10 protein-coding genes and 1 tRNA gene are annotated in these 24,825 nt (G+C 54.1%); 1 reads left to right on the forward strand and 10 read right to left on the reverse strand.

The genetic code is table 11. The annotated features are described in order from the left end of the window. Positions 1-40: 40 nt before the first annotated feature. From CFLAV_RS32290 to CFLAV_RS13630, 9 genes are all read right to left on the reverse strand, one after another. Positions 41-4,018, reverse strand: coding sequence for a glycosyl hydrolase family 28-related protein (locus CFLAV_RS32290; protein ID WP_007415317.1), 3,978 nt, complete (start codon positions 4,016-4,018; stop codon positions 41-43). 121 nt (positions 4,019-4,139) lie between these two features. Beyond that, complete coding sequence (locus tag CFLAV_RS33690) at positions 4,140-7,346, reverse strand: InlB B-repeat-containing protein (RefSeq protein WP_007415318.1); 3,207 nt, start codon at positions 7,344-7,346, stop codon at positions 4,140-4,142. A 118-nt stretch (positions 7,347-7,464) separates the two neighbouring features. After that, positions 7,465-9,249, reverse strand: coding sequence for a hypothetical protein (locus tag CFLAV_RS13600; RefSeq protein ID WP_007415319.1), 1,785 nt, complete (start codon positions 9,247-9,249; stop codon positions 7,465-7,467). Positions 9,250-9,373: 124 nt separating this feature from the next. Next, positions 9,374-11,095 (reverse strand): glycosyl hydrolase family 28-related protein, encoded by a 1,722-nt coding sequence (locus CFLAV_RS13605; RefSeq protein ID WP_007415320.1) that lies wholly within the window; start codon positions 11,093-11,095, stop codon positions 9,374-9,376. Positions 11,096-11,253: 158 nt separating this feature from the next. After that, on the reverse strand, positions 11,254-13,062 hold the full coding sequence (locus CFLAV_RS13610; RefSeq protein ID WP_007415321.1) for a beta strand repeat-containing protein: 1,809 nt from the start codon (positions 13,060-13,062) through the stop codon (positions 11,254-11,256). A 179-nt stretch (positions 13,063-13,241) separates the two neighbouring features. After that, positions 13,242-15,554 carry a glycosyl hydrolase family 65 domain-containing protein gene (locus CFLAV_RS13615; RefSeq protein ID WP_007415322.1) on the reverse strand — a complete coding sequence of 771 codons (2,313 nt, stop codon included), beginning with the start codon at positions 15,552-15,554 and terminating at the stop codon, positions 13,242-13,244. Further along, positions 15,511-17,067, reverse strand: coding sequence for an MFS transporter (locus tag CFLAV_RS13620; protein WP_007415323.1), 1,557 nt, complete (start codon positions 17,065-17,067; stop codon positions 15,511-15,513). The genes CFLAV_RS13615 and CFLAV_RS13620 overlap by 44 nt, the downstream gene beginning before the upstream one ends. Next, positions 17,064-17,861, reverse strand: a complete 798-nt coding sequence (locus tag CFLAV_RS13625) for an HAD family hydrolase (RefSeq protein WP_007415324.1) — start codon at positions 17,859-17,861, stop codon at positions 17,064-17,066. The genes CFLAV_RS13620 and CFLAV_RS13625 overlap by 4 nt, the downstream gene beginning before the upstream one ends. 465 nt (positions 17,862-18,326) lie before the next feature. Continuing rightward, a complete protein-coding gene (locus CFLAV_RS13630; RefSeq protein ID WP_007415326.1) occupies positions 18,327-19,463 on the reverse strand; it encodes a tyrosine-type recombinase/integrase in 1,137 nt (378 codons plus the stop codon). 133 nt (positions 19,464-19,596) lie between these two features. Here CFLAV_RS13630 and CFLAV_RS13635 point away from each other — a divergent pair. Continuing rightward, a tRNA-Leu gene (locus tag CFLAV_RS13635) sits at positions 19,597-19,681 on the forward strand. 401 nt (positions 19,682-20,082) lie between these two features. On the opposite strand, the gene CFLAV_RS13645 is transcribed toward CFLAV_RS13635, so the two are convergent. Beyond that, the gene (locus tag CFLAV_RS13645) at positions 20,083-23,658 is read right to left on the reverse strand and encodes a DUF3160 domain-containing protein (RefSeq protein ID WP_007415327.1); all 3,576 of its coding nucleotides are present in this window, start codon (positions 23,656-23,658) and stop codon (positions 20,083-20,085) included. Positions 23,659-24,825: the final 1,167 nt, after the last annotated feature.

Below are 24,825 nucleotides of genomic sequence, written 5' to 3' on the forward strand. Positions count from 1 at the left end.
ACCCGGATATCAATGCCTTCGCGAGTCACAACCTGCTGGTTTACGGTGACACGGAGCGATAGTAACGTTGACCACTGTGCTGCGGATTCGGGTCGGTGAACGTGACGGTGTTGCCTGATGGGTTCGTGTGGCTTGTATCCAAGGGCGTCCAACTCGCCGGCGAAACGTTGGTTGTTACTTCGAGATGGTAGGGGAATCCCGGGTCGGTGGAGTACGTAATCGTCACGAAAGCATCACTGTTGACCGCGATTCCAGGAATCGCACGTCGAGGCGGGTTGCCGGGTGACAGGACTGCGAACGGCGCGCTGATGGCATTGCCCAAAGTAATTCCATTGGCAGGGGTGAACCATTTGTTCGTGAGATAATTTTGCACCGCTGCCAGATCCGCCGCATTGAGCGCGGTGTTGTAAACGAGCACTTCCGCCACGTCGCCGTCCCACCCGTTATCTACTGTGCCCGGCGATGGCTCGAGCCGCCCGCCGATCGTCACGTCGGTGATGGCGTATTTGTAAGGGCTGATTCCGTTGATGATGTTCGCGGCGTTGCTGCGTGAGAGCCCGGTAGATTCGGACACGAACAGACTAGCCGCGCCCGCGTTGTCCGCGAATGTCAGGACGAAGGGCGTGTTCACCGGAGCGGAGGCAACATTCCCTTGCATCGGAGTCGTAGCGTGATTTCGCTGAATTCCCAACGGATACGGCGCGCCCTGGCTGCCGTCGGTGAGGACCACAACTCCCGCCGTTCCCTTGCCGTCAATTTGCCCACTCCCGCTGAAGCTCACCGGTCCTTGCCAGGCGGTTGAATTTTCCCACTGGCGCGCCACAACGAAGTAAGTCATCTGGCTGCTGCTGTTCGTGTAGGAGTTCCTGCCGATGTTGCCAAGGAACGTGCAGCCGGTTCCGAAGCCGCTGCCGTTTTTGTTGAAGCTGACGACCGGTTTGCCGTTGAGTTGGCCAAGCGCGGGTTGAAGTGCGGTTGAGTTTTGCGTGAACCAGAGGTTCGTACCGGACACGCCTGCGCCGCCGATGCCCTTGTTTTTCCACGCCTGAACTTTGTTGCCGTTGGTGGTGAGAGTGCTCGCGTCGTTGGAATCCAGCCAGAGCAACGCGCCGGAAACGGAGTTGCTGAATGCGGAAGAAGCCAATGATGCGACAAGCTGATTGCTGCTCCCAGGCGCATCAATTGCGAGATTGCTGAACCTGACAACTCCATTGCTGCCCGCAGCACCGATGTTGTAATGAGTGGTTCCCAGCAGTGTGCCGTTGCCATTGGTTAACGTGACGGCCACCAGCAAGCTTGCCGGCAACCCGGTGATGCTCGGATTTCCCGCCGAATCCACGGTTCGGAGCACCGGCTGCTGTCCAAATTGAACGCCCGCAACCGCTGAACCGGGCTGCGTCGTAAATGCGAGCATTGCAACCGGCCCGATGACTGTGAATGCGCTGCTGTTTTTCGATAGTGCGGAGCCGGCCAGCGCAGTGGCTATGAGCGTTTTCGAACCAGCCTGGTTCATGCTGAGGTCATTGAAATGAGCCAGGCCACCGCTGTCAGTCAATCGTGTCAACGTTCCGCTGAGAGTTCCCACACCGTTGCCGAGAGAAAGATTGATGCCCGCACCGATGACCGGTTGGCCATTCTCATCAAGCGCCTGCACTTGAACTTCCGGTGTGATCGTCGCACCCTGCAGCACACTGCCCGGTTGTTGCACGAAGGCCATCGCCGCTACTTGCGGGGTGAAGAAGCTGGCTGTCTCCGTGATTGGGCCGTTCATCGCGACAGAAGCTGGATTATTGAGGCCCGAATAGGAACCGCTTCCACTTCCCGTCCAGTTCGTGAACCTGAATCCGGTTGCAGGCGTTGCGGTAATGTTCACGGTCGCTCCGCTGTTCTGCCAACCGCTGGCCGGATTCACACTGCCACCGGCGCCGGAGTTCACCGTGAGGTAAAACTGCGTCGCGAAATTCGCAATGTAAGCCGTGCTCGCCATCGGCGTGATCGTGTGCGAAATCGCGCCGCCATCGCTCCAGGAAGTCCACACGTCCTGCACGCCAGTGCCGCTGTTCTGCGGCGAAGTCGTGCCAATAATGTGTGTCGAGCCTTGTATCCAGTTGAAGGATTGCGAGCTCGTGTAATTCGTCCCGTCCACGGAGAAGGAATGCCCCGGCGGATTGGCCTGCACCGCCACGGTGATGGGCTGGCTCAAAAAGTTGAACGCAAACTGGCTCGACTGATCAACGCAATCGGTCAGATACTTGTTGGTTTGCACGGCGACGAGGTTGGTGCCGTTCACAGTCAGGCCGCTCACGTTGAGCATTCCCTTCGCATCGCTGCGGGCGAACACACCAAAGACGCCGTCGCAATAATTGGTGTTAAACGGGAACGGGTCTTCAGGATGATATGGTGGAACGCCCACCGCATAACCGAAAACGTTTACGTCGCTCATTCCTGCATTCGACAAGGTTCCACTCCCCGGCGAAACAACCTGAACCGCATAGGACAGCGCGTTCGAAATATTGATGTTGTTTATATTCAGCCCATTGACGGTGACGCCGTCTGGACAGAGCGTGAGCGCGCCACGCCATCGCCAACCGGGATCATTGCCGCCACAACGAATGAGATCGCAGCGCTGAGCCACGGTCATTCCGCGAAATACATTTGTGCCAATGGGAAATGTGCCGGCAATCAAAATGCCGCAGCCATCCGGGGTGTCCTGAAGCAGGCAGTCCTCAACCCGATTGCTGACACCGCCATAAATGCCGACACAGTTTGCGAAGAACGGCGACTGCGCGGTGCAGTGTGAGAACACGTTGTTGCCCGCCTCGTAGGCAGCCGTACGATAAGTCGCGGGCCAGATGGCAAAGCTGTCATCGCCCGTATTTCTCGCGGTGCAATTGGTCACAATGGTATTGTGCATGCCCACGCATAAATTGATGCCGTCGGCGAGCGTGTTTCTGAAGCGGCAGTCCTGAATCACCATGCCGTTGGCATTCGCCAGCCACGCGCCAGTTTTAGTGTGTTCGACCCAAACCCGTGAAATGCTCGAGTTTGTCCCGAACACTTCGCTGAAACCATCATTCGCATGGGAGTCGTTTCGCGTGTTGAGTTTTCCGATGATCGCAAAGTCGGCGAAATGAATGTCGCTGCCTGCGCCATTGAACCGGACGCGACCGCGTTCGTTGAGGTAAGTGGCCGGATTTCCCACGAACGTCGTGTACCACATGCCGGCTCCTTGAATCGTGACGCCGGAAGGCACATCGACATCGTTGGTGAGGAGATAGTTTCCTGACGGCACCCACACGATGCCTGGCCCGGCAGCAACGCAGTTCTTGATGGCCACAGTGTCGTCAGCGATGCCGTTTCCAACAGCTCCGTAATTTAAAACGGAACGCGAATCGGGCGGCGCGGGGAGCGGTGGTGCGACATTTTCCAAATCCACCAGATCAATGATGTAATAGGGGGCGGTGTCGTCCGCATCCACTTGCAGGCGGACGTGATCGTTCGAATTAATGGAGAGATTCAACAGCCGCGCTTCGTCATAGTAATCGCGTGCATTGCCATCGCCAGGGTTGTTGGAAAACGTGTATCCTCCATAGAGCCACGAATATTTCGACGTGACCGGAACCTTCCGAATGAACGTGCCGTTCACATAGAGGCTTATCGTCGAATCAATGCCGGCTCCGTCCGATGAATCGGGGATGCTGTAGCGCACGACCATCGCATTTGCCGCCGCCTGGGCAGTCAGCTCCACGTATTGTCCGGCAGTGGCGAGTTTGACGCACAATCTTCCCGACGATTCCGCGGCGACGGTGTTGGTGATTTCCACATTTTTGTCCACGGCCCTTGGAGGTGGCCCGATAATCGCACCGCCGTTGATGGTCATGTTTTCAGCTTCGTAAGTCATCCACGGTACGGTTGCGCCTGGCGCTGCAACGCCCGATAAAGCGGGAATCAAAAGCATGCCGATTGTGAGTGTTAATACGATGAACTGCGAAGCAAAAAAGGGGGAAGGATTTTTCATGAAGATTTTATTCCTGTCGGCAGCAAATCGCTTTCTGGGATGGTGATGGTTCGTTTGTTACCGGCCGAAACCATAGCTCAGGTTCCGGGGTCACGCATCGTCACATGAAGTGGGGACAACTTTACGGCGAAATGATCCGATAAAAGCGAGGAGCCAGCGTCGGCGAATTGGTGTCGGTGAAAGTCACCATGTTGGCAGTCGCGTTCGTCCAACTGTCGGCAACAGCCGACCACTCCGGCGCGGAAATAGTCGTCGTTGTTTCCAGATGGTACAAAAAGCCCGGGGTGGCTGCGTACGTGATCTTTACCAGATCACCGATCAGGCTGATTTCCAAAATGGATTGAGCCGGAGGGGTATTGGTGATGAAGCCGATGCCAGACGCAAACAACGCATTGCTTCCGCTGGTGGCATCTGAAATAACAGTTACGTAGCCAGAGTAGTTCGTTGCCGCAAGCGGCGAAAATGTTAGCACGACATTCGTCGAACTGGCGGGCGGAATCGAGCCAGCCCAGTCTCCATTGAATACCGTTGGGCACGTAATCGAACTCACGGTCAGGACCGCATTCCCGGAATTGCTGATGGTAAATACTCGATTGCTTGACGATCCGATTGGCACAGGACCAAAAGAGAGGTCGGCGGTCAAATTGAGTGTTTTCATCATCCCGATAAAATTGGCGCTTTGCGTGGCTGGCCCGTTGAGTGTGACGACCGCCGGATTGTTGTTGCCAGAATATGATCCCACGCCACTCCCGCTCCAGCTGTCAAAGCCGTAGCCATTTGAAGCGGTGGCGCTCACATTCAACACCGCACTGTTACTGTACCAGCCGCTGGCGGGGGAGACGCTTCCTCCGAAACCTGCAACCGTTGTCAGATAGTATTCGGGCGAGAAGTTCACCGTGTAAACCGTGTTTGTTGCCGGTGCAACAATGTTCGAAATTGCCCCACCGTTGCTCCACGAGCTCCAGACGAATCGAGTGCCTGCGCCACTGCTTTGAGGCGAGCTCGTCGCGATGGTGTGAACTGAACCTGGCATCCAACTGAAATCTTGCGCGTTGGTGTAATCCGTCCCGTCCACTGTGAATGATCGTCCCGACGGATTGGGTTGAACAGTGACTGAAATGTTGTTGGGAGCGAAATGGGCGGTCTGAGTGATCGGGCCGTTCATCGCGATGATCGCAGGATTGTCCATTCCCGAATACGAGCCGTTCCCGTTTCCAGTCCAACCGGTAAAACTGTATCCGTTTGATGCATTTGCACTGATGCTCAGGATTGCGCCGCTGTTCGTCCAGCGGTTGGCTGGAGTCACACTGCCGCCGGCATCCACGTTCATCGTCAAGAAATACTGTGTCCTGAAACTCGCTGTGTTCGTGGCAGGACTTGTAGCTGTGATCGAGTGTGAGAGTGCTCCACCATCGCTCCAGTCGCTCCAGACGTATTGTGTTCCCGTTCCGCCAGCCTGCGGTGAAGTGGTGGAAATAGTGTGCGATGAACCATAGAGCCAGTTGAACGTCTGCGCGGTACTGTAGTTGGTGCTGTCCACCGAGAAGGAGCGTCCTGACGGAGCGGTTTGCACGACAACCGGGACATTCGAGGTCGCAAAATTAAAGGAAAAATTGGCTGACGCCTCCTGATATTCCACAATGGAGGAGTTGCTGACTGTCATGCTTCCGATTGTGTCGCTGCGCGCCCATAAACCGTGGCGACCACTCGTGCCCAAACCGTAATTTGGAATCACCACGTTCGACATGATCGCATTTGCCAGCGTGCCGACGCCAGTGCCGGTGCTGCTGCCTGGCGCGATGATGCTCACGCCATCGGAAATGCTGTTGGTAATCATCAAATTGTTCAGGTTCACGCCGGACATGCTTTTGTGGTCGAGGCAAAGCTGGACCGCACCGCGCCAGGTGAAGCCGGGATCGTAACCGCCGCAGCGATTCAAGTCGCAACGTTGTGCGATGGTGGTACCGCTGAAATTATTCGCGCCGACCGCGAATGTTGTGCTGAACAGGATTCCGGAGCCGTACGGCATGTCTTGAACAAGGCAATCCTCGATCCTGTTGCTGTCGCCACCGTAAATTGCGCCGCCGTTGGCGAGAAAAGGTGTCTGCGCCGTGCAGTGCGTAATGACGTTCAATCCGGGCGTGTATGTCTGCGAAGTGTACGTCGCCGGCCAGATGGCAAAGCAATCATCGCCGGTGCCGCGAGCCGCACAATTCGTGACCGTGCAACTACGCATTCCGACACTGAAGTTGATTCCGTCGGCGATGGTGTTGCGGAAGCGACAACTGTCCACGACCAGGCCAAGCGAGTTGATGATCCATCCGCCAACCTTGGTGTGCTCCACCCAAAGGCGTGAGATGGTTGAGCCGGTGCCATACGAACCGCCCAGGCCATCGTTCGGCTCGCTATCGTTTCGATAATTCAACTTCCCGATAATCGCGAAGTCGGAAAGCTGAATATTGCTGCCACTGCCGTTCAAGGTGACGCGGCGATTTGAACTACCGTACAGAGATGGTTCGCCCACCAATGTTGTGTACCACATGCCAGCGCCCCGAATTGTACGATTCGATGGGATGCTGATCGAGCCAGTGATTTTGTAGGTGCTGGGAGGGATCCACACGTTGTTGTTCCCGTTGATACAATTTTGCAAAGCGGCGGTGTCGTCAGCCACGCCATCCCCGACGGCGTTGTACGGCGCGCTCTTGATGGAAACTGACCCGCCCGGCTGGCTGAGAGCAGGGGTTGCGTCCTCCAGGTCAACAAGGTCAATGATGTAGTAGGGGGCAGTGTCGGTCGCATCCTTTTGCAATCTGATCACATCACCGGCGCTGATGGACACACCGTTCGTGCGTGCTTCATCGAAAAAATTGCGCGGCGAGCTGCCCGGCGTGTTGACGAAGGGATATGAACCATAAAGCCAGGAATACCTCGATGTGACGGGAAGTTTGCCGATGAAAGTGCCATTTTTGTAGAGACTTATCGTGTAATCTGTGCCGACTCCGTCGGCAGAGTCCTGCACGCTGTATCGCACCACGAGGGAATTTGCCGTGGCCTGGGCAGTGAATTGAATGTAATGACCGGTGGAACTCAACTGCGCGCATCTTCGGCCGGTTGATTCCGACGTCACAACGTTTGGGGTGTAGGCCGGTCCTAAAATGGCCCCGTTTACCGTCATGCTTTCCGCTTCGTAGGTGGTCCAGGGAACAACGGCGCCACTGATTCCAAACGCGCGCTGGCAAAAACAGATGAAAATCAGGACTGAAGCGAACTGAGAGATGCACGCTCGGAACGACGGCCAAAAGCGGCCGGGAAAGACCATGTAATTCATTCAGTTATTTGGTTTTCACCGACGGGGGCATGTCATCATTAAACACCAGTTTTAACCGAAAAGCCAGCGAGGGATTCCGCTGGCTTTTCCTAATCGACCAATTCTGCGGTGGACCTAATTATTGCTTTCTGACTCGAAGGAAGCTCTTGGTCGCATTTCCGGGCGTAACGGTCGCCGTAGTCGTGCTGCCGCTGGACGGAATTCCGGTGACCAAATCCGTCAGGCTCGATAGATCTGAGCCTGCCTGAATCGCGTAGGTTGCTCCATTATCTGAGGTCCACATTAGAGTGAATTGACCACTGCTCGAATTGTAACTGAATGACGTGATCTGAATCGTCTCTGCCGGACAACCGATGATGGAAAGATCGTTGGCGGCGATGGTGTAACTTCCTGAATAAGAGCTCGGATCCAGTTGCAGGTGGAAGAATGCAATGCTATTGAAGTCAAATCCTGGCGTGCTTCCGGCTTGTGCGTTTACTCCCGCGCTTAACGCACTGGTCAATACCAGGTTTGTGCCCGGACTCTGTCCATACCAGGCGTAGCGCAACTGAGTGCCATCGCCATCTTCGAGAATTACAAGCGGTCCCAGCTTACCATTGGCCTCAGCGGGAGCTGTCAGCGTCACATTGAATTGCAGTGTCCGATCCGGGGTCGTCGTGATATTTGGAGTGATGGCTGCGAAGCCCCCACCAAAGCCTGTGGCCGTCATCTGCCAGCTTGTGGCAGTGGAAACCTCATTCGCGCTTTGCCAGCCGACGTAATCTCCGCCCATGAAGAAATTGTCGAACGTGCTGATGGTTGCACAAACTCCCGTGTTGGTGCCGCCACCTCCATCGCCGCCGCCATCGCAACCGATGATTGAGAGATCGTTCCATGCGACAGTGTAGCTGCCCGAATACGTGCTCGGATCGAGCTGGATGTGAAAGAACGAAATGGTTGAAAAATCAAAACCGGGGACCGACCCGGCCTGCGCAACGACGCCCGCGTTCAGTGCACTGGTCAACACCAGATTGGTGCCGGGGTTCTGGCCATACCATGTGTAACGCAGTTGCGTGCCGTCCCCGTCTTCAAGGACGACGATAGGACCCAGTGTCCCGTTCGCTCCGCTCGGAGCGGTCAACGTAACATTCAGTTGAAGGGTTTTGTCCGACGTGGTGTTGATGGCTGGAGTGACGCCGCGGAACCCACCGCCAAAACCGCTGGCGGTAATCTGCAAACTATTGGCCGTTGGCGTTTGAGTGGTCCAATTGCCATATGTTCCACTCAGACTGAGGTTGTCAAATGAGCTCACCACCGCGCAAACGCCCGTGCTGACGCCACTGCTCCCACTCGTAAATTTGACGTCGTTAAGCGCGACGGTGTAAGCGCCGCCGTAAGTGGACGGATCCAGTTCCACGTTGAGATGCCAGATGGATGAGAGATCAAGATTGGCCGGGTTACCGACAATCAGATAGCCTGTGTTGTTTGTGGCGCCATTATCGCTGCTTTGGGCGACATTGGACAAACTGCCGGTCAGAATATGATTCCCCAAGGTCCGTCCGTACCAGCGGTAGCTGACGACCGTGCCATCACCGTCTGTCAGAGTGATGATCGGTCCGATTTTCCCACTGGCATTCGTATCGGTTGAGCTAAGGGTGACATCAAAAACAATATTCGAGTTCCCCGCTGCATTGATGGGGCCGACCTGCTTCCAAAGACTGCCATAGCCACCGGAGGAACCGATGATGTAATTGGTTGGGGTGGGGGTAACCGTCGCCGAGGACCACGAAGCATAGAGTGCGTTCGGTGGGGAAAAACCGGGCGTGTCAAACGTGCTGATGGTGGTGTCCGCTTTTGTCGAACGGGCCATTGTCATGCACGCAGTCAATGCAAGGAGGGTGATGGGCCTATTGATGTATTTCATAGAGTTGGTTTCGCTGAGTCTTTCGGGTGATTGAGGTAATTCTTACTCAAAGCCTTGCTTCCAGCATAGTCCCATGAAATGGGGACATTGTGCCAAGCAAGGCGTGTTATGGGGCTCAGTCATTTTATTGCCTCAAAATCTCAAATTTGGAAGAACTATTTTGAATGTCTGCGATTTGGGAATTCACGAGCACCAGGCTTCCGGCGGCGTCCTCGCGGATCCACAAACCGCGTCGCGAGTCCGAGCCGATTCCGCAGTTGGGGATATTCACGTTTTCGAGGCGCACGTTGGAAAGCGTGCCTTGTCCCTTTTTGCCGCCAGGTGCGACGATCGTCAGGCCGTCAGAGAAGCTGTCACGAATGTTTATGTTGTTGATTTGCACGCCGGAAATGCTCCGGCGATCCATACAAAGCTGGAATGAACCGCGCCAAGTCCAACCGTGATCGTAACCGCCGCAGCGAATCAGATCGCAGTTCCTCACAACCGTTGTTCCGCTGAAGTTGTTATCAATCTTGCGGGCCTCATCCGAAGTTGGAAATGTTGTGCTAATCAATATTCCGCACCCGCTCGAAATGTCGGTGAACAGACAGTCCTCGACCTTATTGTCAGTGCCACCGTAAATCGCCGCGCCGTTTGCAAGGAAAGTCAATTGGCCAGTGCAGCGGCGAAAGATGTTTAGTCCAGGCACGTTATTCTCAGCAAAACCTTGATCGGACGGCGCGGGCCAGATCGCAAAACAGTCGTCGCCTGTGCCGCGAGCCGTGCAGTTTTGAACGACCGACTCACGCGTCCCGACGCAGAAATTTACCCCGTCGGCAAGCAGGTTTCGAAATCTACACTCTTCAATAGTCAATTTGGCGCCGTTATAGATCCACGCGCCGACCTTGGTGTGTTCCACCCAAACACGGGAAATGGTGGCCTTCTCGCAGTTAGCTCCGACAATTCCATCGTTCGCTTCATTGTCGTCGCGGTAATTCAGTTTTCCTTCAATTGCGAAATCCGCGAGACGGATGTTGCTGCCGGTGAGTTTGAACCTGATTCGCTTTTCAGCCTGGCTGTAAAGCTCGGCATCACCGACAAAGGTTGTATGCCACATGCCTGCGCCTTGAATCGTCATGTCTGATGAGGGGACGATATCGCCGGTAAGTTTGTAAACGCCGGCGGGCACCCAAACGGTTTTAGCCTGCTTCTTCGCCGCTGCGATGCACTTTCTCAACGCTTCGGTATCGTCGCTTTCACCCGTGCCAGCGGCCCCAAAATCCATGATCGAAAGCGATTTCGTGGGTGCAGAGAGCGGTGGCGCGATTTTCTCCAGGTCAACAAGATCAATAATGCAATATGCCGCATTGTCCTCGGTTTTTTGCAATCGGATGACATCGCCCTTGACGATGGATTGGTCTTTCAAGCGAAGTTCATTGTAAAAATTTCTCGGCTTTCCCCCCTTGGGCTGGTTTGAAAATGGGTAATTCCCGTAGAGCCATGAATAGCGCGAGGTGACAGGAATCAACTTCACGAGTTTCCCATTTTTGTAAAGGCCAAGACTCGAACTTATTCCGCCTCCGGTTTCGGAGTCCGGCAGGCTGTAGCGTACCACGATCGCATTTGCGGCCGATTGTGCGGTGAACTCCACGTATTCTCCCGGAGCGGCGAGCTTCACACACTTCTGCTGCGATGATTCGGTTTCAACCAGGAAGGGAGCGTATTTGGGCCCCAGAACGGTGCCGGTCGTTTTCATTTCCTCGGCTTCATAAGTCGTCCACGGTGTGTCAGCGCCCACACCGGCGCGAACTGAAATCGAACAAATAGCCGCGAAAAGAAAAACTGCGAATCGGAAAAGGGCTTTCATTGTAGTCTACAGGATGAGTTCATCACTTGAATCGTTTAACCTATGTTAGAACAGGGGAGGGAAGGCGACAGTCCCATGAATCGGTGACAGGCAAAAGCACCTGGTTATCGTGAACCAAGTGCTCGCCCTGATTCAACTGACGGTTAGCCCCACTAAAATCACGGCTTTCGCAAACGGAAGAACACAGCCGGATTCGCCGGGTTAATCGGAAGCACGAACGGACTAATGCCGCCGCTGCCCGAGTCAGTCCAGTTTGCGTTGTTGGTGTCCAGACCTGTGCTGTTTGTCTGGCCCACGACATAATATCCAGGAAATGCAGTCGTGTCCCACGACAACGTCAGATTGCCGCCGCTGAATGAGTGGGAAAGTGCCGGAGATCCGGAAGAAGACCCGCCGGTGTAATGGAGTTTGATGGTGGTGCCATCAGTGATGAGCGTGTAGTTGGTCGAACTTGCAGGCGCGGTCACCCATTGCAAAACCGGGGTGCCTGAAATACTCGCAGCCGTGGCGAGGAGATAATCGTTTGCGGTATCAATGCCAATGCCCGCGCTCGGTGCTTTGAGGCGGAACCGCGTGTTGTTCAGATTCAATGCGCCATCAACAACCAACAGGTCGTGAGGAGCCGCCGCAACGGTATCAATATCCATCGCGTTCGTGCTACCGGCCGCCATCGTCAGGTCGCCAGTGATGTGGTTGATGCCAAAACCGCCATCCGTGCCGGCATAAATCTTCGAACCCGAAACAGTCGTGGCGTTGCCTTTAAGCACGCCACTGCCGAAGTACGATTCCGTGCCGGGCATTGCGTGAGCGCCTCCGCTCAATGCGGTGACATCCAATGACGCGCCTGCAGCAATCGTCAGCGAGTTGGTAACGAACAGACTTGTGCTGGAAATGGCACCTGTAGCGGTGCTGTCAACGAGCAAACTTGTGAAGCCGCCGTTGATATCAGGCGCCGCACCGGTGAAACGAACAGTGCCAGTCGCATTCGGGGTAAAGCTGCCGCCCGAGCGCGTCCAAACGCCCGCGCCGGTATTCGTGACGGTGAGCGTGGCTGCGGCGGGGATTGTGATGCGTCCATTGCTCATGTTAAACGCGCCCACAGTGAATGCCGCGGGAAATGTGCTCGCCGTTGAAGATGAGGCCGAATAAGTGAACGTGCCGGGAATGGTGCCATTCAACGGCCAGGAATTGACAGATGCAGTATTCAAGATAGTGAGGTTATGGGCGATGCTCAGGCCGACACCGTTCAGATTCCACCCCGCAGTCCCGGTACTCCCGAGCACAAGGTCGTAGTAAGCCGTCGCCTTGGGCGTCGCAGTTCCATTGAAGCCGGTCCACGTGACAAGGTTCGGAACGGCGCTGCAATCCAGCGTGGCAATCGAGGGGGTTGTATTCTGGCCACTGGCCAGAACGAGGGTCGCGAGGTTGGCCAATGCACCTGAACCCTTCAGCGCGTCCTGCGTTCCTTTAAGTCCGGTAACAAATGTTCCAACGTTCTGGTATGTCCCGTTGATCACTGCAACGACATTGCTGATGTTGCCCGCCAAAATTTTGCCCGTGCCGTTGTAGGTATAAATCGTTCCTGAACCAAGTGCGGTGATGGACATGTTGCCCTGGTTTGTGACGTTGCCGCTAAAAATAACAGCCGCACCAGACGCGGTGGGATTGAACGTGCCTGTGCTTTCAATCGATATGTCGCCCAGCGTGCCGGCAGCCGAGATGGAAAACGTTCCGGCAATTTGAATCGCGCCGACTGTGGCGGGCGAGCCTCCATAGGTCACGGTTTTGCCGATTGGAATTATCGCTGCGTCTGATGCGCCGGGAATTCCGTTTGGATCCCAGGTGCTGGCAGTGTTCCACGCCGCATTGTTGGTGGCAGTGTATGTTGTCGCTTGAACCGCGAGGGCGCTGAGCAATGTGGCTGTGCTGAGCACCGCACCGGCGAGTTGGTGGGCTTTTCGTCTCATATGGTTCTGTTGTTTGCAGTCAACGCATCGCACCTGAGCGAGTGACGCCGGGTCGCGAAATGTTGCATGTGTTTTTATGGATGGCTGCGAAGGTAGAGCAACCGGTCATCGGGCTGACAGTCACATGAAATGGTGACAGGCCCATGTCACCCCGATCAAGGCTTGGTCAAATCGGCGGTTCAACCTGTTCGCTTGCCTCGGTGGAGCTTCAGTTGGTTGGAGTTTCCTGGCGTGCAATAGGCCTCCTTGCCCGCCACAATGAACCTGCGCTCACTTCTGTTCGAAGCTGCAGCGATTATCGTCACCTCGGCGTTGGTGATTTTCAGATCGAATCGGTCACATTTGTAAACGATACTAAACTCCAAACATTTCCACCTTTTAGGGAGCCGAGGATTGAGTGCAACGTGATCTACATTCACCTTGAGGCCGCCAAAGCCAAACACTGCTGTCATCCAGGCTCCGCCGTTGGCAGCCGGATGCGACCCGCCCATGAAAATCGTTCCCACGAAAACTTTGTACTTGGCCTCAAGATCGATCTTCGCGGTCTGCAGAAAATAGCGATACGCCCAGTCGAGCTTGCCGATGTCCGCAGCGAGCATAGCGTAGGCGCAAGCACTGAGGCTTGATCCGTGTTCGCTACGTGGCTCATAATATTCCCAATTGGCCCTTTTGACTTTTGCCGGGTAGCGCTCCTTGAAGAGGTTCAACATCATTACCACATCGGCCTGCTTGATGACTTTGGTCGGAACAGCCAGGCCTTGACCGGCGCCGAGATATTCATCGGGATGAAGCTTCCTGGCTTTTAATTCCTCAATCTTCGCCTCCTTCAATTTGAAGTAAGCGTCGAACTGCTCGATAATTCCGGTCTTCCGGTCGGGTTCCGGAATGTAAAGCAGGTTGACCGCCTCAGCGAAGAAGGACAGTTCGTTCTCAATCCCAATCTTCCTCACGAGCGCACGCAACTCCGCAGGATGTTTTTGCTTGAGATGCTTGACCGTCGCGATGGCGATTTCAAACGTCGCCTTCACGACCATATTGGTGAAGGCGTTGTTGTTAATCCGCTCGTGATATTCATCCGGGCCGATCACATCGAGAATCTCGTAGCGGTTTTTATCCTTTTTGAAATACGCATACGAATAGTAGAAGCGCGCACATTCCAAAATGACCTCCGCGCCTCCTTCCAACAGCAACGAATCATCACCCGTTACCCTGAAATATTCCCACATGGCAATCGCGACATCGCCGCTGATGTGAACCTGCTTATCCCGAAAGTGCGTGCGCAATTCTCTTCCGGTGAACGGATCGCCAACGTTGAAATATGTGCAGGCATCATCACCCGTCTCCTGGCTCTCCCAGGCGTAGAACGCGCCGCGATAACCGACCCCTTCGCTCTGCGCCTTTCTCCGCGCGCCATCCAACGTTTTGATTCGATAGCGCAACAACTCGACGGCTTTCTCAGGATAACTATGGAGAAAGAACGGGAACATGAACATTTCCGTGTCCCAGAAAATGGCGCCTTTGTAAACCTGACCTGATAACGCTCGCGCAGGAATCGAGTTCGCGCTGCCATTCACCGGCGCGACCATCAGCAATTGGAAAATGCTATATCGCAAGGCGTGTTGTGCTTTGTCATCGCCTTCGATCTTCACATCGCAACGCTTCCACTTCTTTTCCCATTCGGCGTTGTGTATGTTCAAACACGCCTCGTAGCCGTGCGCCTTCGCGTGTTCGACCGTTTCAATCGCGGCTTTCTTCGCAGACTTCCTGACGGGATCATGGTCTGTGAACACGGCAAAGTATTTGTAAAACGTGTACGTTCTTCCGGCCTCAATATTCGTGCCAATCACGCGAAGATGTTTTTTGCCGGTCGCTGAGTGCACTTCTTTTCCAAAATCACATTTAATCGCTTCGACGACGACAACTCGTTTGGATGCTTCATTCGTAACGCCGTGAACGAGCAAAACTCCGCCATGCTTTTCCGGAGTCAGTTTCAACAGATGCGGCCCGTTCAGGTCCCAAATGTTGGAATCAATGCCGGTGTGAATGGTGATTGCGGCGGCAGTATTGCAGGTGAGGCTGAACCTGATCACGCCCAGGTTCGGCGTGTTGGCGCTTAAGAACCGCGAGGATTTGATCGTGAGCGTTTTTCCTCGCGACGAAAACGTCGTTTCCCGTTCGAAGATGGCGTTGGAAAGATTCAGCCTTTGTTCATGGTGCTTGATTCTGGTGGAGAGCGCTGAAATGTCCACGCCATCGAGCGACACCTGCGTAAAGGCGCCATTCGGAGCGTTCACTGGCTCGCGCCAGGCGTCGCCGACGCGATCGAAAATCCCGGCGAGCGTGATGCCCACCAATTGTTCGGGTCCAAATTCATCCAGCGTTCCCCGGTATCCCATGTAGCCGTTCGCAATCTGGTAAACATTACCAGTACGCATGATGCTTTCCTGTTCATTGATGAATTGATTGGTGCTGACCGACCAAGGTTTGCTCATGTTGAATCACGCTTCCTTCTCTGCCGTTGTCTTTCACAAACATCATCAGGACACCCGCGACGATCATGGATACGCCGCCCAAAACCATCATCTTAATGGCGTGTCCTTCGAACCAGTGCCGAAGCATCAGTCCCATCGTTGCGGCTGCCAGGATTTGCGGGATGACGATGAAGAAATTAAACATCCCCATATACACTCCCATCTTCCGATGCGGCACCACGCTGCTTAAAATCGCGTAGGGCATCGTGAGCAAGCCCGCCCATGCAATGCCAAGGCCCGCCATGGAAATCACCAACAAGTGTGGGTTCTTAAAAAGATGCAGGGACATCATTCCAAGGCCTCCGACGAAAAGGCAGAACACATGCGTGGTCACGCGACTGGTCTTCTTTGCGATGACCGGAAGAATGAAGGCCACCAGCGCCGCCATGCCATTGTAAACGGAATTCAGCACACCCACCCAATCAGCGCCTTCGTTGTATTGTTTGGTCAGTGGATCGCTGGTGCCGTAGTGAAAACTGGTGATCGCCGGCGTGCAGTAGATGAACCACGCGAACATGGCGAACCAGGTGAACATTGTTACCACGGCGAGCTGTCGCATGGTCCCAGGCATGTTGTTCAAATCATATATGATTTCAACCAGACCGCGTTTCATCCCGGATTTGAATAGCTGCGCTGCCGTCAGTTGTAATGCTCCATAGACGGCGATGCCAAAGGATAGAATGTAAAGCGCGCGATCCCATGCGAAATGTTTGACCAAATACGTGAGTATGAGACCTGCACTCAGCAACACGAAACCGGAGGCGTTATATTTCCCCGTGTTTAGCGTGAGTTCGTTCTGTTCCTTCGCGGCAGGATTCGTCTCATGCGCACTAAACGCTTCCATTTCTGCAGGTGAATATTCCTTGGTGGTAAAAATCGTCCACAGGACGGCGCTGATGTAGATGATGCCGCCTACGTAGAATGCCCACCTTACGGATGGCGGGATTAGTCCGACCTCTGCTGTGTTCGGAATTTTTAACCAATTGGTCAAGATGTAGGGCAACAACGAACCGACGATGGAGGCAGCACCAATGAAAAAAGTCTGTACGGCAAAACCTTGCGTCCGCTGCTCGTCCGACAGCATGTCGCCAACAAACGCCCGCATGGGTTCCATGGTGACGTTGATTGAGGCGTCGAGCATCCAGAGCATTCCCGCTGCGACCCATAATGTGGGCGAATTGGGCATGACCAACAGCGCCAACGAAGCCAGGATTGCGCCGCTGAGAAAGTAAGGTTTCCGCCGCCCCAGCCGGTTCCAGGTCCGATCACTCATGTAGCCGATAATTGGCTGCACAATCAACCCGGACAATGGTGCAGCAATCCACAGAGCCGGAATGTCATCCTGCCTGGCGCCAAGCGTTTCGAAAATGCGACTCAGGTTGCTATTCTGGAGAGCGAAACCGAACTGGATGCCGATGTAGCCGAAGCTCATGTTCCAGAGCTGCCAGAAGTTTAGAAGAGGTTTGCTTCTCATAGGCTTGTCGAATGAATTGGCTGCCTAACCATAGCGTGCAGCTGCTTCACGGCAACCAGCCGATCAATCCCTTCCACGCTGATTTCTGAAAGATCGCGGACCACAAGGTCCGCTCCGTGATGCTTTAATTCGTCGACATTATCTTCCCGGGCGACTCCAATGACCAATCCAAATCCGCCTTTGGCTCCAGCCTGCACACCGGACACCGCGTCCTCCACAACAACCGCGCGTGCATAACTGACGCCAAGATTTTTGCTCGCTGTTGTGAAGATATCAGGCTCCGGTTTTCCGTTTAATCCAAACTCCGCCGAAACCATACCGTCCACTCGTGTCCCGAACAAATGCGCGATGCGCGCCTTTTCCAGAATCTGCAAACAGTTTTTGCTGGAAGTCGCAAGCCCGACTTTGATTCCTCCCGCCAGTAAATCTTTGATCAGCGCAATTGTTGATTCGTAAAGCCCGACGCCCTCTTCTTCGAGTACTCGATTAAAAAACTCATTCTTTCGATTTCCCAGGCCACACACGGTCGCTTTTTGAGGCTCATCTTCGGGCTTGCCGAACGGAACCTGTATTCCCCTCGAGTTCAAAAATGCAGCCACGCCTTTGTATCGAGGCCGTCCGTCAACAAAGGATAAATAGTCCCCCGAATGAGTGAATGCCCGAAACGGCTCGCCGTACTGCTTCTCCCTGAATCGAAGGTATTCATCAAACATGGCTTTCCAGGCTCGTGAATGAACGGCAGCCGTTCTGGTAATGACGCCGTCCATATCGAAAATAACTGCATCAAAATTCATGATTCATGGCGGGATCAGCTGGAAGGGAGTTGATTGGTCACCCCTCTAGTTTGCAAAGGTGAGGGCTAAACCATAGTCCCATGAAGTGGGGACAAGCAGATGCATCACATCTTGCGAAACTCCTTGCCCGTTGCTGCTTTGGCCGATCGCATGGATTAAGTCAGCGCCTTATCTGCTGCCCCCGTAGACGCTTATCAGGCTGATTAAGAGTGGGACTTCGTGGTTCCTATTTGTGTTTGATGCGAGAGCCTAGGATAAGGTGGCATGCCACGCAGCATCTCCCGGTCCTCAGGCGAGAGCTCGGGGATTTCAAGCCTGGGGAAATCTTCTAGTCGCCGAACCAGTTCATAAGCCCAAGCGGAAAGCACTCGAGGTTTCCAAAATTTGTCGTACCAGAAGTCCGCCCCCGGGCCAAAGAATGGTGAGGTTTTCCACCAATGAGGCCGTTTGTCTTCGGCAAGTCGGTTACTGGGCTTTTGCTTGCTCATTGGTATCTCCGAAATTCAGTTTTTGTGCCTGAAGTTGGGCATGCTCATTGGATAAATGTCCGTAGACTTTGCCAATGAGAATGCCTCCATCCTGATGCCCAACCCACCGGGCGATGGTCATGTAATCGATCCCGGCCATGACGCATTGGCTGATAAAATGGTGCCGGCAATCATGAAATCCGAACTTGGGTAGCTTAGCGGCCGTGCGGGCCAGGATAAGACTTTCCCGGAAAGTCTTCGCCGGGTGATCCTTTTCGCCGCGGCGAGGGGAAGGGAACAGCCATTCCAAGTCGGGCGTTCGGCGTGGAAGCATCTCTTTAAGCAAGCTCTCCAGTTCAGGGTTAAAATCCACGACCCGCCATTTGCGATTCTTGGAATTGCCTTCCGAACCGACGGTAAGCTGACGCTTCTCCCAATTGATGTCACTCCAGCGCAGTCGCAGGGTTTCAGCCAGGCGGGCACCGCAGTAGGTCATGAGGCGGATGTAATCGGCAAATTGCTGGCCGTTCTGCAAGGGTTCACCTTTTTCCTCAGCCAGAGCCAGCCGTCCTTCACAGAACAAAGGTTGAAGCGCCACATGGCAGAGCCGGTCGATCTCGGTGGCCGGAGTAAAATCCCGTTTGCGACCCGCCGATTTTAGTGGGCGCAGATTTTGAGTAGGGAGTTGAGTGATCCACTTTTCGTCGATGGCGCGATTCAGCACGTTGCGCAGAACTGTCACCTCCAGGTTCACTGTGCGGGCGGAACGGCCCGCCTTCTGCCGTTTGGCGATAAAGCTGTTGATAAGCACCGGGCGGATCTGATTCAGGCGCACGTCTTTGAGGTGTTCCTTCCAGCGGTCAATGGCGTATTCCTCGGTTTCCATGGTGGAAGCTTTCTTGGCGTCTTTGGCGTGCTTATGGAACTCAAGGTAGGTGTCCGCGTATTCGGAAAATTTGGGAGTCCGTTTGAGAATGGGGAGATGGCCCTTGCGACGCGAGGCCAACAGGTCGTTCATCTTGTCCCGGGCTTGAGCCGGAGTGATGGCGTCTTCGAGTGGAACCCGGCGCACTTTTTTGTGCCCGGTCTCATGGTCTTCGATGCTCAGTTGGGCATAGTAACGACCGTTGCGCACCCACAGTCCGCGAATTGGGCGCTTGCACTCATTGATGACCTTATGGTATTGATGTTGTCGATGCTGGCAATCGCGTCTATTTTAGCTAAGAGCAACATTGCTCTGTTTGACGCAAGTTGTTGGTAATCACATAGCCCACGTGGCGGAATTGGCAGACGCGCTAGATTCAGGTTCTAGTGAGTAACATCGTACAGGTTCAAGTCCTGTCGTGGGCACCATCCAAGAATTGCGGCGAAAGCCGCGAAATCTCCCAAAAACCCTTTATTTTCGGCCTTTTCCGTACGCTTTGACGTTCGGCCAGCTTCGGTCAACTTTCCCCCACTTTCAGGTCTCCAAAAGGCACTCAAAGGCACTGAGGAAACCGTCGCAATTCCATGTCCCAAACCCAAACAAATAAACACTAAACGAATGAAACCTAATCAAGCTGTACCGTTAATCACCGCAGCCGCTCCCATCGCTCTGGCCGCTCCTCCGGTCCTGATAATCGCAGCCGTTGGACTCGGATTTGAGAGATCGAACTCGCCAGAAGATCCTAACCTCCTGAAATTCCAAAGCTGAATGCGTGAAAGATGCATATGGTTTTGATGAGGATTTAAATTGCGAGCACATCCTGACTGATTTACTGAGCCGCTTGGTTTTGCTTCGCCCAATCACGGACGCGCTCCGTCAACTGCTCAAGTTGTCCGGGCCGGAAGTGCATTGCTGCCATCGGGCTTTCCCATTGAAGTAAAATGGAAATTGTCACCATCGCTCGGTCGCAAATCCGCCACTCGGGTCCGCGTATTGGTACGTCATAAACGATAGGCGTGGTGTCATCCAGCAGCGGAATTAGGTCCCGGACATGGTTCGTGGCGTATATTTTGACGAGGCTTAACATCGCCTGCTCACGAAGGTAGCTGTCCAATTGCTTGTCCTTCGCGGTGGTGAGCAACAAGTTGCTTAGTCGTTTGGGCGCGGCCTTTTCGAGGGCAATGGTGGCCTCCGTATCGTATTCAGTGCCGCGGAGCTTGAACAGTTCGTCCACAGCAGGCGCATAGCTCATCTCTCCTAATGCCTCGATCAATGCTCCTGTCAGATTGTATTCATGGCCGGGCAATGTGATGGGCATGGCCGGCACTCGCCTCCCGACCCTCTTGCGAGCATTGGCCACGACTTCGCCTCCTATATAAATCCGCATGCTAAGGTCATCGATATCCAGAACGCGTTCCGATTGTCCGTCTCGGATGTCGCGCCTTACGATCAATGCTTGTTCTTTCACTTCCTCATCCGAGTGATTGGTGGACTGCAACTGGGTCAGAAGCCTCGCGAAAAGCACAGGCGCGGTGTTGGTTGCGCCAAGTTTTCCCAGCGAATAAACCGCCGCGGCTGCGACGATTTCATTGGTGTCGTTCAAGCGTGCCAGCAATGCGCCGCTGCTGCGGGCATCATTCCAATGAGACTCCTTGATTGCGAGGGCAGACTGCCATCGAACTCCATCATCCTGGTCGCGCAAGGCGTGCAAATAAAGGTCCTGGATGATGTCAGTTTGTTGAGGAACGCGGCTTAGGATTGCGCAATAAAAGCGCCGAGCACGGGGCGTTTGAGCGTCAAAGTTGGAAATGAAGAGGTTGGTGTCCAGCGCCGTTGGTTGCGAAACCAGGATATGCGCGGCTGAATTGGCACGAGCATCGTCCGAGGATGAAAGAAGCTGGATGAGTTGGTCTTGATGCGATTGCCACGGCAGCCGCGACACGATTTCTGCGACTCCTTCCACGAATTCCCGGTTTTCATTTTCACCGTCTCCATGGGTCAGGATTTCCAGCAGGGCCGACAAATCTTTTTCTGTCGCTCGTGAACTCATTTGCCAAAGGGTGGTTCGGAGTTCTTCGTACCCACCGTTTCGGTCAAGGCTCTGCGCATGGGCACGTTTCAGCAACTCTGCAAAAGTCATCTCCGCGTAAAAGCTGCGCGTGAAAGGCGGCGCTGGCGGTGTTTGGCCCTTCGAGATCATTTCACGCCACGACTGATCGTCCAGCAGTTCGCTGTTCGGTTTGACAAACTCGCGATAAGTCAGCACCGCACCGCGATAAAGCTGCAGATGGTCACCATCGCGAGCGATCACGTAAAGCGATTGTGGGCGAGCGACACCGGCATACAGCATCGAGTGCGTCCGTGGGCTTGAAAACACCCGAGAGACGATGGGAAAATCGTCGCGCGGAACTTCATAAGAATTGCCGGTATAAAAATGGAAATGGGCGAGCGCCATTCCGTAACTGCTTATCCATTTCGCATCATCCCCCGTCAAACCAGTGCCAGTCAGTGATTTCTTTGACAGGTCAGCGAGGCGGTCACAGATCGGAGCAAAATCATTCAGGTATTTGGGAAGATTCTGCCTTGATTCGTGGAAAAATTTAAGCATTTCCATATCAGCAGCGTTTGTTGCCTCTCCTTTCGCGCAACGTGTTTCAAACGCTTTTAGCTCCTGCTCAATCTGCTGATATGCTTGCTGGCCCTGGCTTTGTTGAAGCTGTTTCTGGTGCTGCTCGTAGATATAATTCTGAAGAGAGTAGAGTTGTTCCAGATTTGCTGAATTTTTTTCCATTTCCTCGCGGGCTTTAGCTCCAAGGCGGGAAGCCTGCGACAGTTCCGCAAGTTTGGCTACTTTGCTCGCGGCGGCCTTGGCATCAAAAGTTTCGTCCAGACCGGCTTTTTCAAAGGCGGCAGCAGTTTGGCGCGTTAGTGCTGCGAGCTTGGAGAAAAATTCTGGATATGGTGCGACCATGCCTCGCGGAGGAGACACCATCCCCATCACGCTCATATTATTTTTCACATGCAATGCCCACGTATGCCGTTGTTCAGCCCAAGCACCAAGCTGGGTCCACAATTGTAGATCCGACCACGCCTCTGTCCGCAACGCCGCGGGTGCTTGCGAAGGCAATGGTTTTTGTAAAAGCGCGAGCAGTTGCATTGCTTCGCCGTGCAGTGAATCCGGCAAGGTCCCGCAGTCAACCTTCAGGATTGCGCTGCTGACTTCTTTTCCGAATTGTGCCTGCAAGGCGCGAATCGCGGCGGGCGAATGCAACGTGGGCGAGGCTGCCAGGAAATCGAGTCCAGACGGATACATCCGGTTCGGGATTGCTGGGTCCACCGTTTGCTGGAAACAGACGGCGCACGGCAAACGCCGAGGTGGGAGCAAACGAAAACCGCGCGTTTCCTTGGAGTATTGGGCGTACTGCTCTGGCGACAAGAATTGGTCACTCACTCGCGGCATAGGCAGTTGCGCCACCAGCTTCTTTTGGATTTCCGCGACCTTTTCGTCCGTTAGCTGAGTGGATGCACCAGTGTTGCCCAATACAACTTTTTCCGCCGCGACATAATCGGGCACCGTCCCGTCTTCGGCGGTGGCGAGAAGAGTGTCGAATGGTTCTGACAACTGCTTCCACAAGTCCAGCAATATCGGGTCCTTATTCACCAACCGCGCCAACTCGACAGCCAACCGCGTTTCCCGCTTGTCTGCGAGGCGGAGAACAGCGCTCCCATACCATTGCCGCGCGGCAAAGTAATCGCTCAGTTCCAGTGACTGCGTATAGAAACTCTGCGCACGGAATTGCTCTGCCTGCAGCGGAAATCCCACCGGCATTTCCACTGTTCCCGAGCCACTCCGCAGACCATCCACGATTCGCTTTGCCGATGCCCCAAGAGATTTCCTGAATTCCTCGTCTTGCAAGCCGAGGCCAACGGATGCGTAAAGGACGAGGTCTGGGTTTCCATTGTTTGCATCGCCTGCCGCAGCCATCAACCGACGGGATAAGCGAAGCAGCCTTTGGCTTTGGACTTCCTCGAGTTGTTTGACGCTTTCTTCCACCAGCACATGATATGTGTGCCAGGCTGAATCGGTGGTGATGAACGACGGCAACACACTGCCCCTCCAGTCCTGACCCGTCGGCTCGGCAGTCTGGGGGCTCTTGATGTAAGGTTCAAAAATCTGGTTGAAGGCCGGGTCGGCCACCACGAAACCATTCTTCGCGAGCAGTTCCTTCGCTGCTGCGGAACCTTGGAAGGCCTGGATGTCCTTCACTTTGTCCAGATTGTACGACTCGCACCGGGCTACTTGAGGCATCAAAGCGCACAAGCTCACCGCAAGCATCGTGGATGCTAACCATCGCATGCTGACGACGACTGCTTTCAATCCATCAGCGACATTTTTCCATTCCATGGTGCTCCTTTGCTTCATTGCCGCGATAATAGGACTCAGGAACCGCTTGGCAAGCCTTTCGCAGCGCGGGATCGAGTGTGACAAGGCGACCCGTGAAAAAACATTGAAGCTGTTGCCCGGCAGTGCGAGCGAACCTTATTTTCTGCAATTACTGCGTTCTGTTGTTGCGGAGAAATACGGTTGCCAGCAGTTGTAACATTTTGCGAAGCTCTGAGCAAAGGACAAGCGGCATGAATGAGGCATCCGACCAGCCTGAGAAAAAAGAAAGTTTGGAGAGTGAAAATGGGGATGCTAGGCTGCCGGATTTTGCGCCTTTTTTACGGGCAAAGCTGTCGCCCAAAAGTCGGAACCATATCCACTCAACCCGACTCAATTCACCCACGGTGGCAGCCCCTTGGAAAGCGCAAAGAAGTTGATGTAGCTTCGCAGTGCTTTCCAAGTGTTGAACTATATTGGGAACAAAATTAGCAGCGCGCTGGCCTTTTGAGAACCCTTTATTAATAAAATCCAGACGAGCACAAATCCCGGTTCAACGCCGACCGGAGATTCGAGCAGGTTTTATCGGGCGATACTTACTCCGGTACCATCTGACCGCCAGAGCACAGCGGTTGCAAACCAATTCAGGCTAATTCGCAATAGTTCTCGCCGGGCTGACGCCCATTGCGAAAGCAGCATCGCACCCGCCGAAAAAGGCCAAAAGCGCTGCACAAATCCCGCACAGAATAATGCCAATATTATGTGCCGCACAATTACCGCACAATGTTCCATTACCGCACAAAAGCGCACGCAAAAAACATCACATGATTTCCCATAGACGCGAATAAGCTATTGTTTTGCAATGCTATCCATGCTTTACTGTGTATTGGTAGTCGCACCAAAGCGCAACTATGAGCAACACCGAAAACACCTCTCAATTAGGTTCAAGTCCTGTCGTGGGCACCATCTCAGTAAAAACCAAGGGCTTTGCCAACTTCAAGAGATCACTTCTGAACTCGCATAAGATGCAACACCCCTTGCAGTCCGGGAAAGTGTTTTTCAGTTTTTTGTTTAAAAGTTTTCATCGGCATTCCTCCCATTTCATTTCGTTACAAGAAGGTCATTGGATGTGAGTAATCTTCGGCCCATGCCCTGCGGCCAATTCATGCCACATGATGATTGGCCGGTTAT

The organism is Pedosphaera parvula Ellin514 (genome assembly GCF_000172555.1).
Classification (GTDB): Bacteria; Verrucomicrobiota; Verrucomicrobiia; order Limisphaerales; family Pedosphaeraceae; genus Pedosphaera.

What these genes read in the sequence shown, in the direction of transcription:
- CFLAV_RS32290 (WP_007415317.1), bottom strand. Translation starts at nt 4,018, where the DNA reads ATGAAAAATCCTTCCCCCTTTTTTGCTTCGCAGTTCATCGTATTAACA.
- CFLAV_RS33690 (WP_007415318.1), bottom strand. Translation starts at nt 7,346, where the DNA reads ATGAATTACATGGTCTTTCCCGGCCGCTTTTGGCCGTCGTTCCGAGCG.
- CFLAV_RS13600 (WP_007415319.1), bottom strand. Translation starts at nt 9,249, where the DNA reads ATGAAATACATCAATAGGCCCATCACCCTCCTTGCATTGACTGCGTGC.
- CFLAV_RS13605 (WP_007415320.1), bottom strand. Translation starts at nt 11,095, where the DNA reads ATGAAAGCCCTTTTCCGATTCGCAGTTTTTCTTTTCGCGGCTATTTGT.
- CFLAV_RS13610 (WP_007415321.1), bottom strand. Translation starts at nt 13,062, where the DNA reads ATGAGACGAAAAGCCCACCAACTCGCCGGTGCGGTGCTCAGCACAGCC.
- CFLAV_RS13615 (WP_007415322.1), bottom strand. Translation starts at nt 15,554, where the DNA reads ATGAGCAAACCTTGGTCGGTCAGCACCAATCAATTCATCAATGAACAG.
- CFLAV_RS13620 (WP_007415323.1), bottom strand. Translation starts at nt 17,067, where the DNA reads ATGAGAAGCAAACCTCTTCTAAACTTCTGGCAGCTCTGGAACATGAGC.
- CFLAV_RS13625 (WP_007415324.1), bottom strand. Translation starts at nt 17,861, where the DNA reads ATGAATTTTGATGCAGTTATTTTCGATATGGACGGCGTCATTACCAGA.
- CFLAV_RS13645 (WP_007415327.1), bottom strand. Translation starts at nt 23,658, where the DNA reads ATGGAATGGAAAAATGTCGCTGATGGATTGAAAGCAGTCGTCGTCAGC.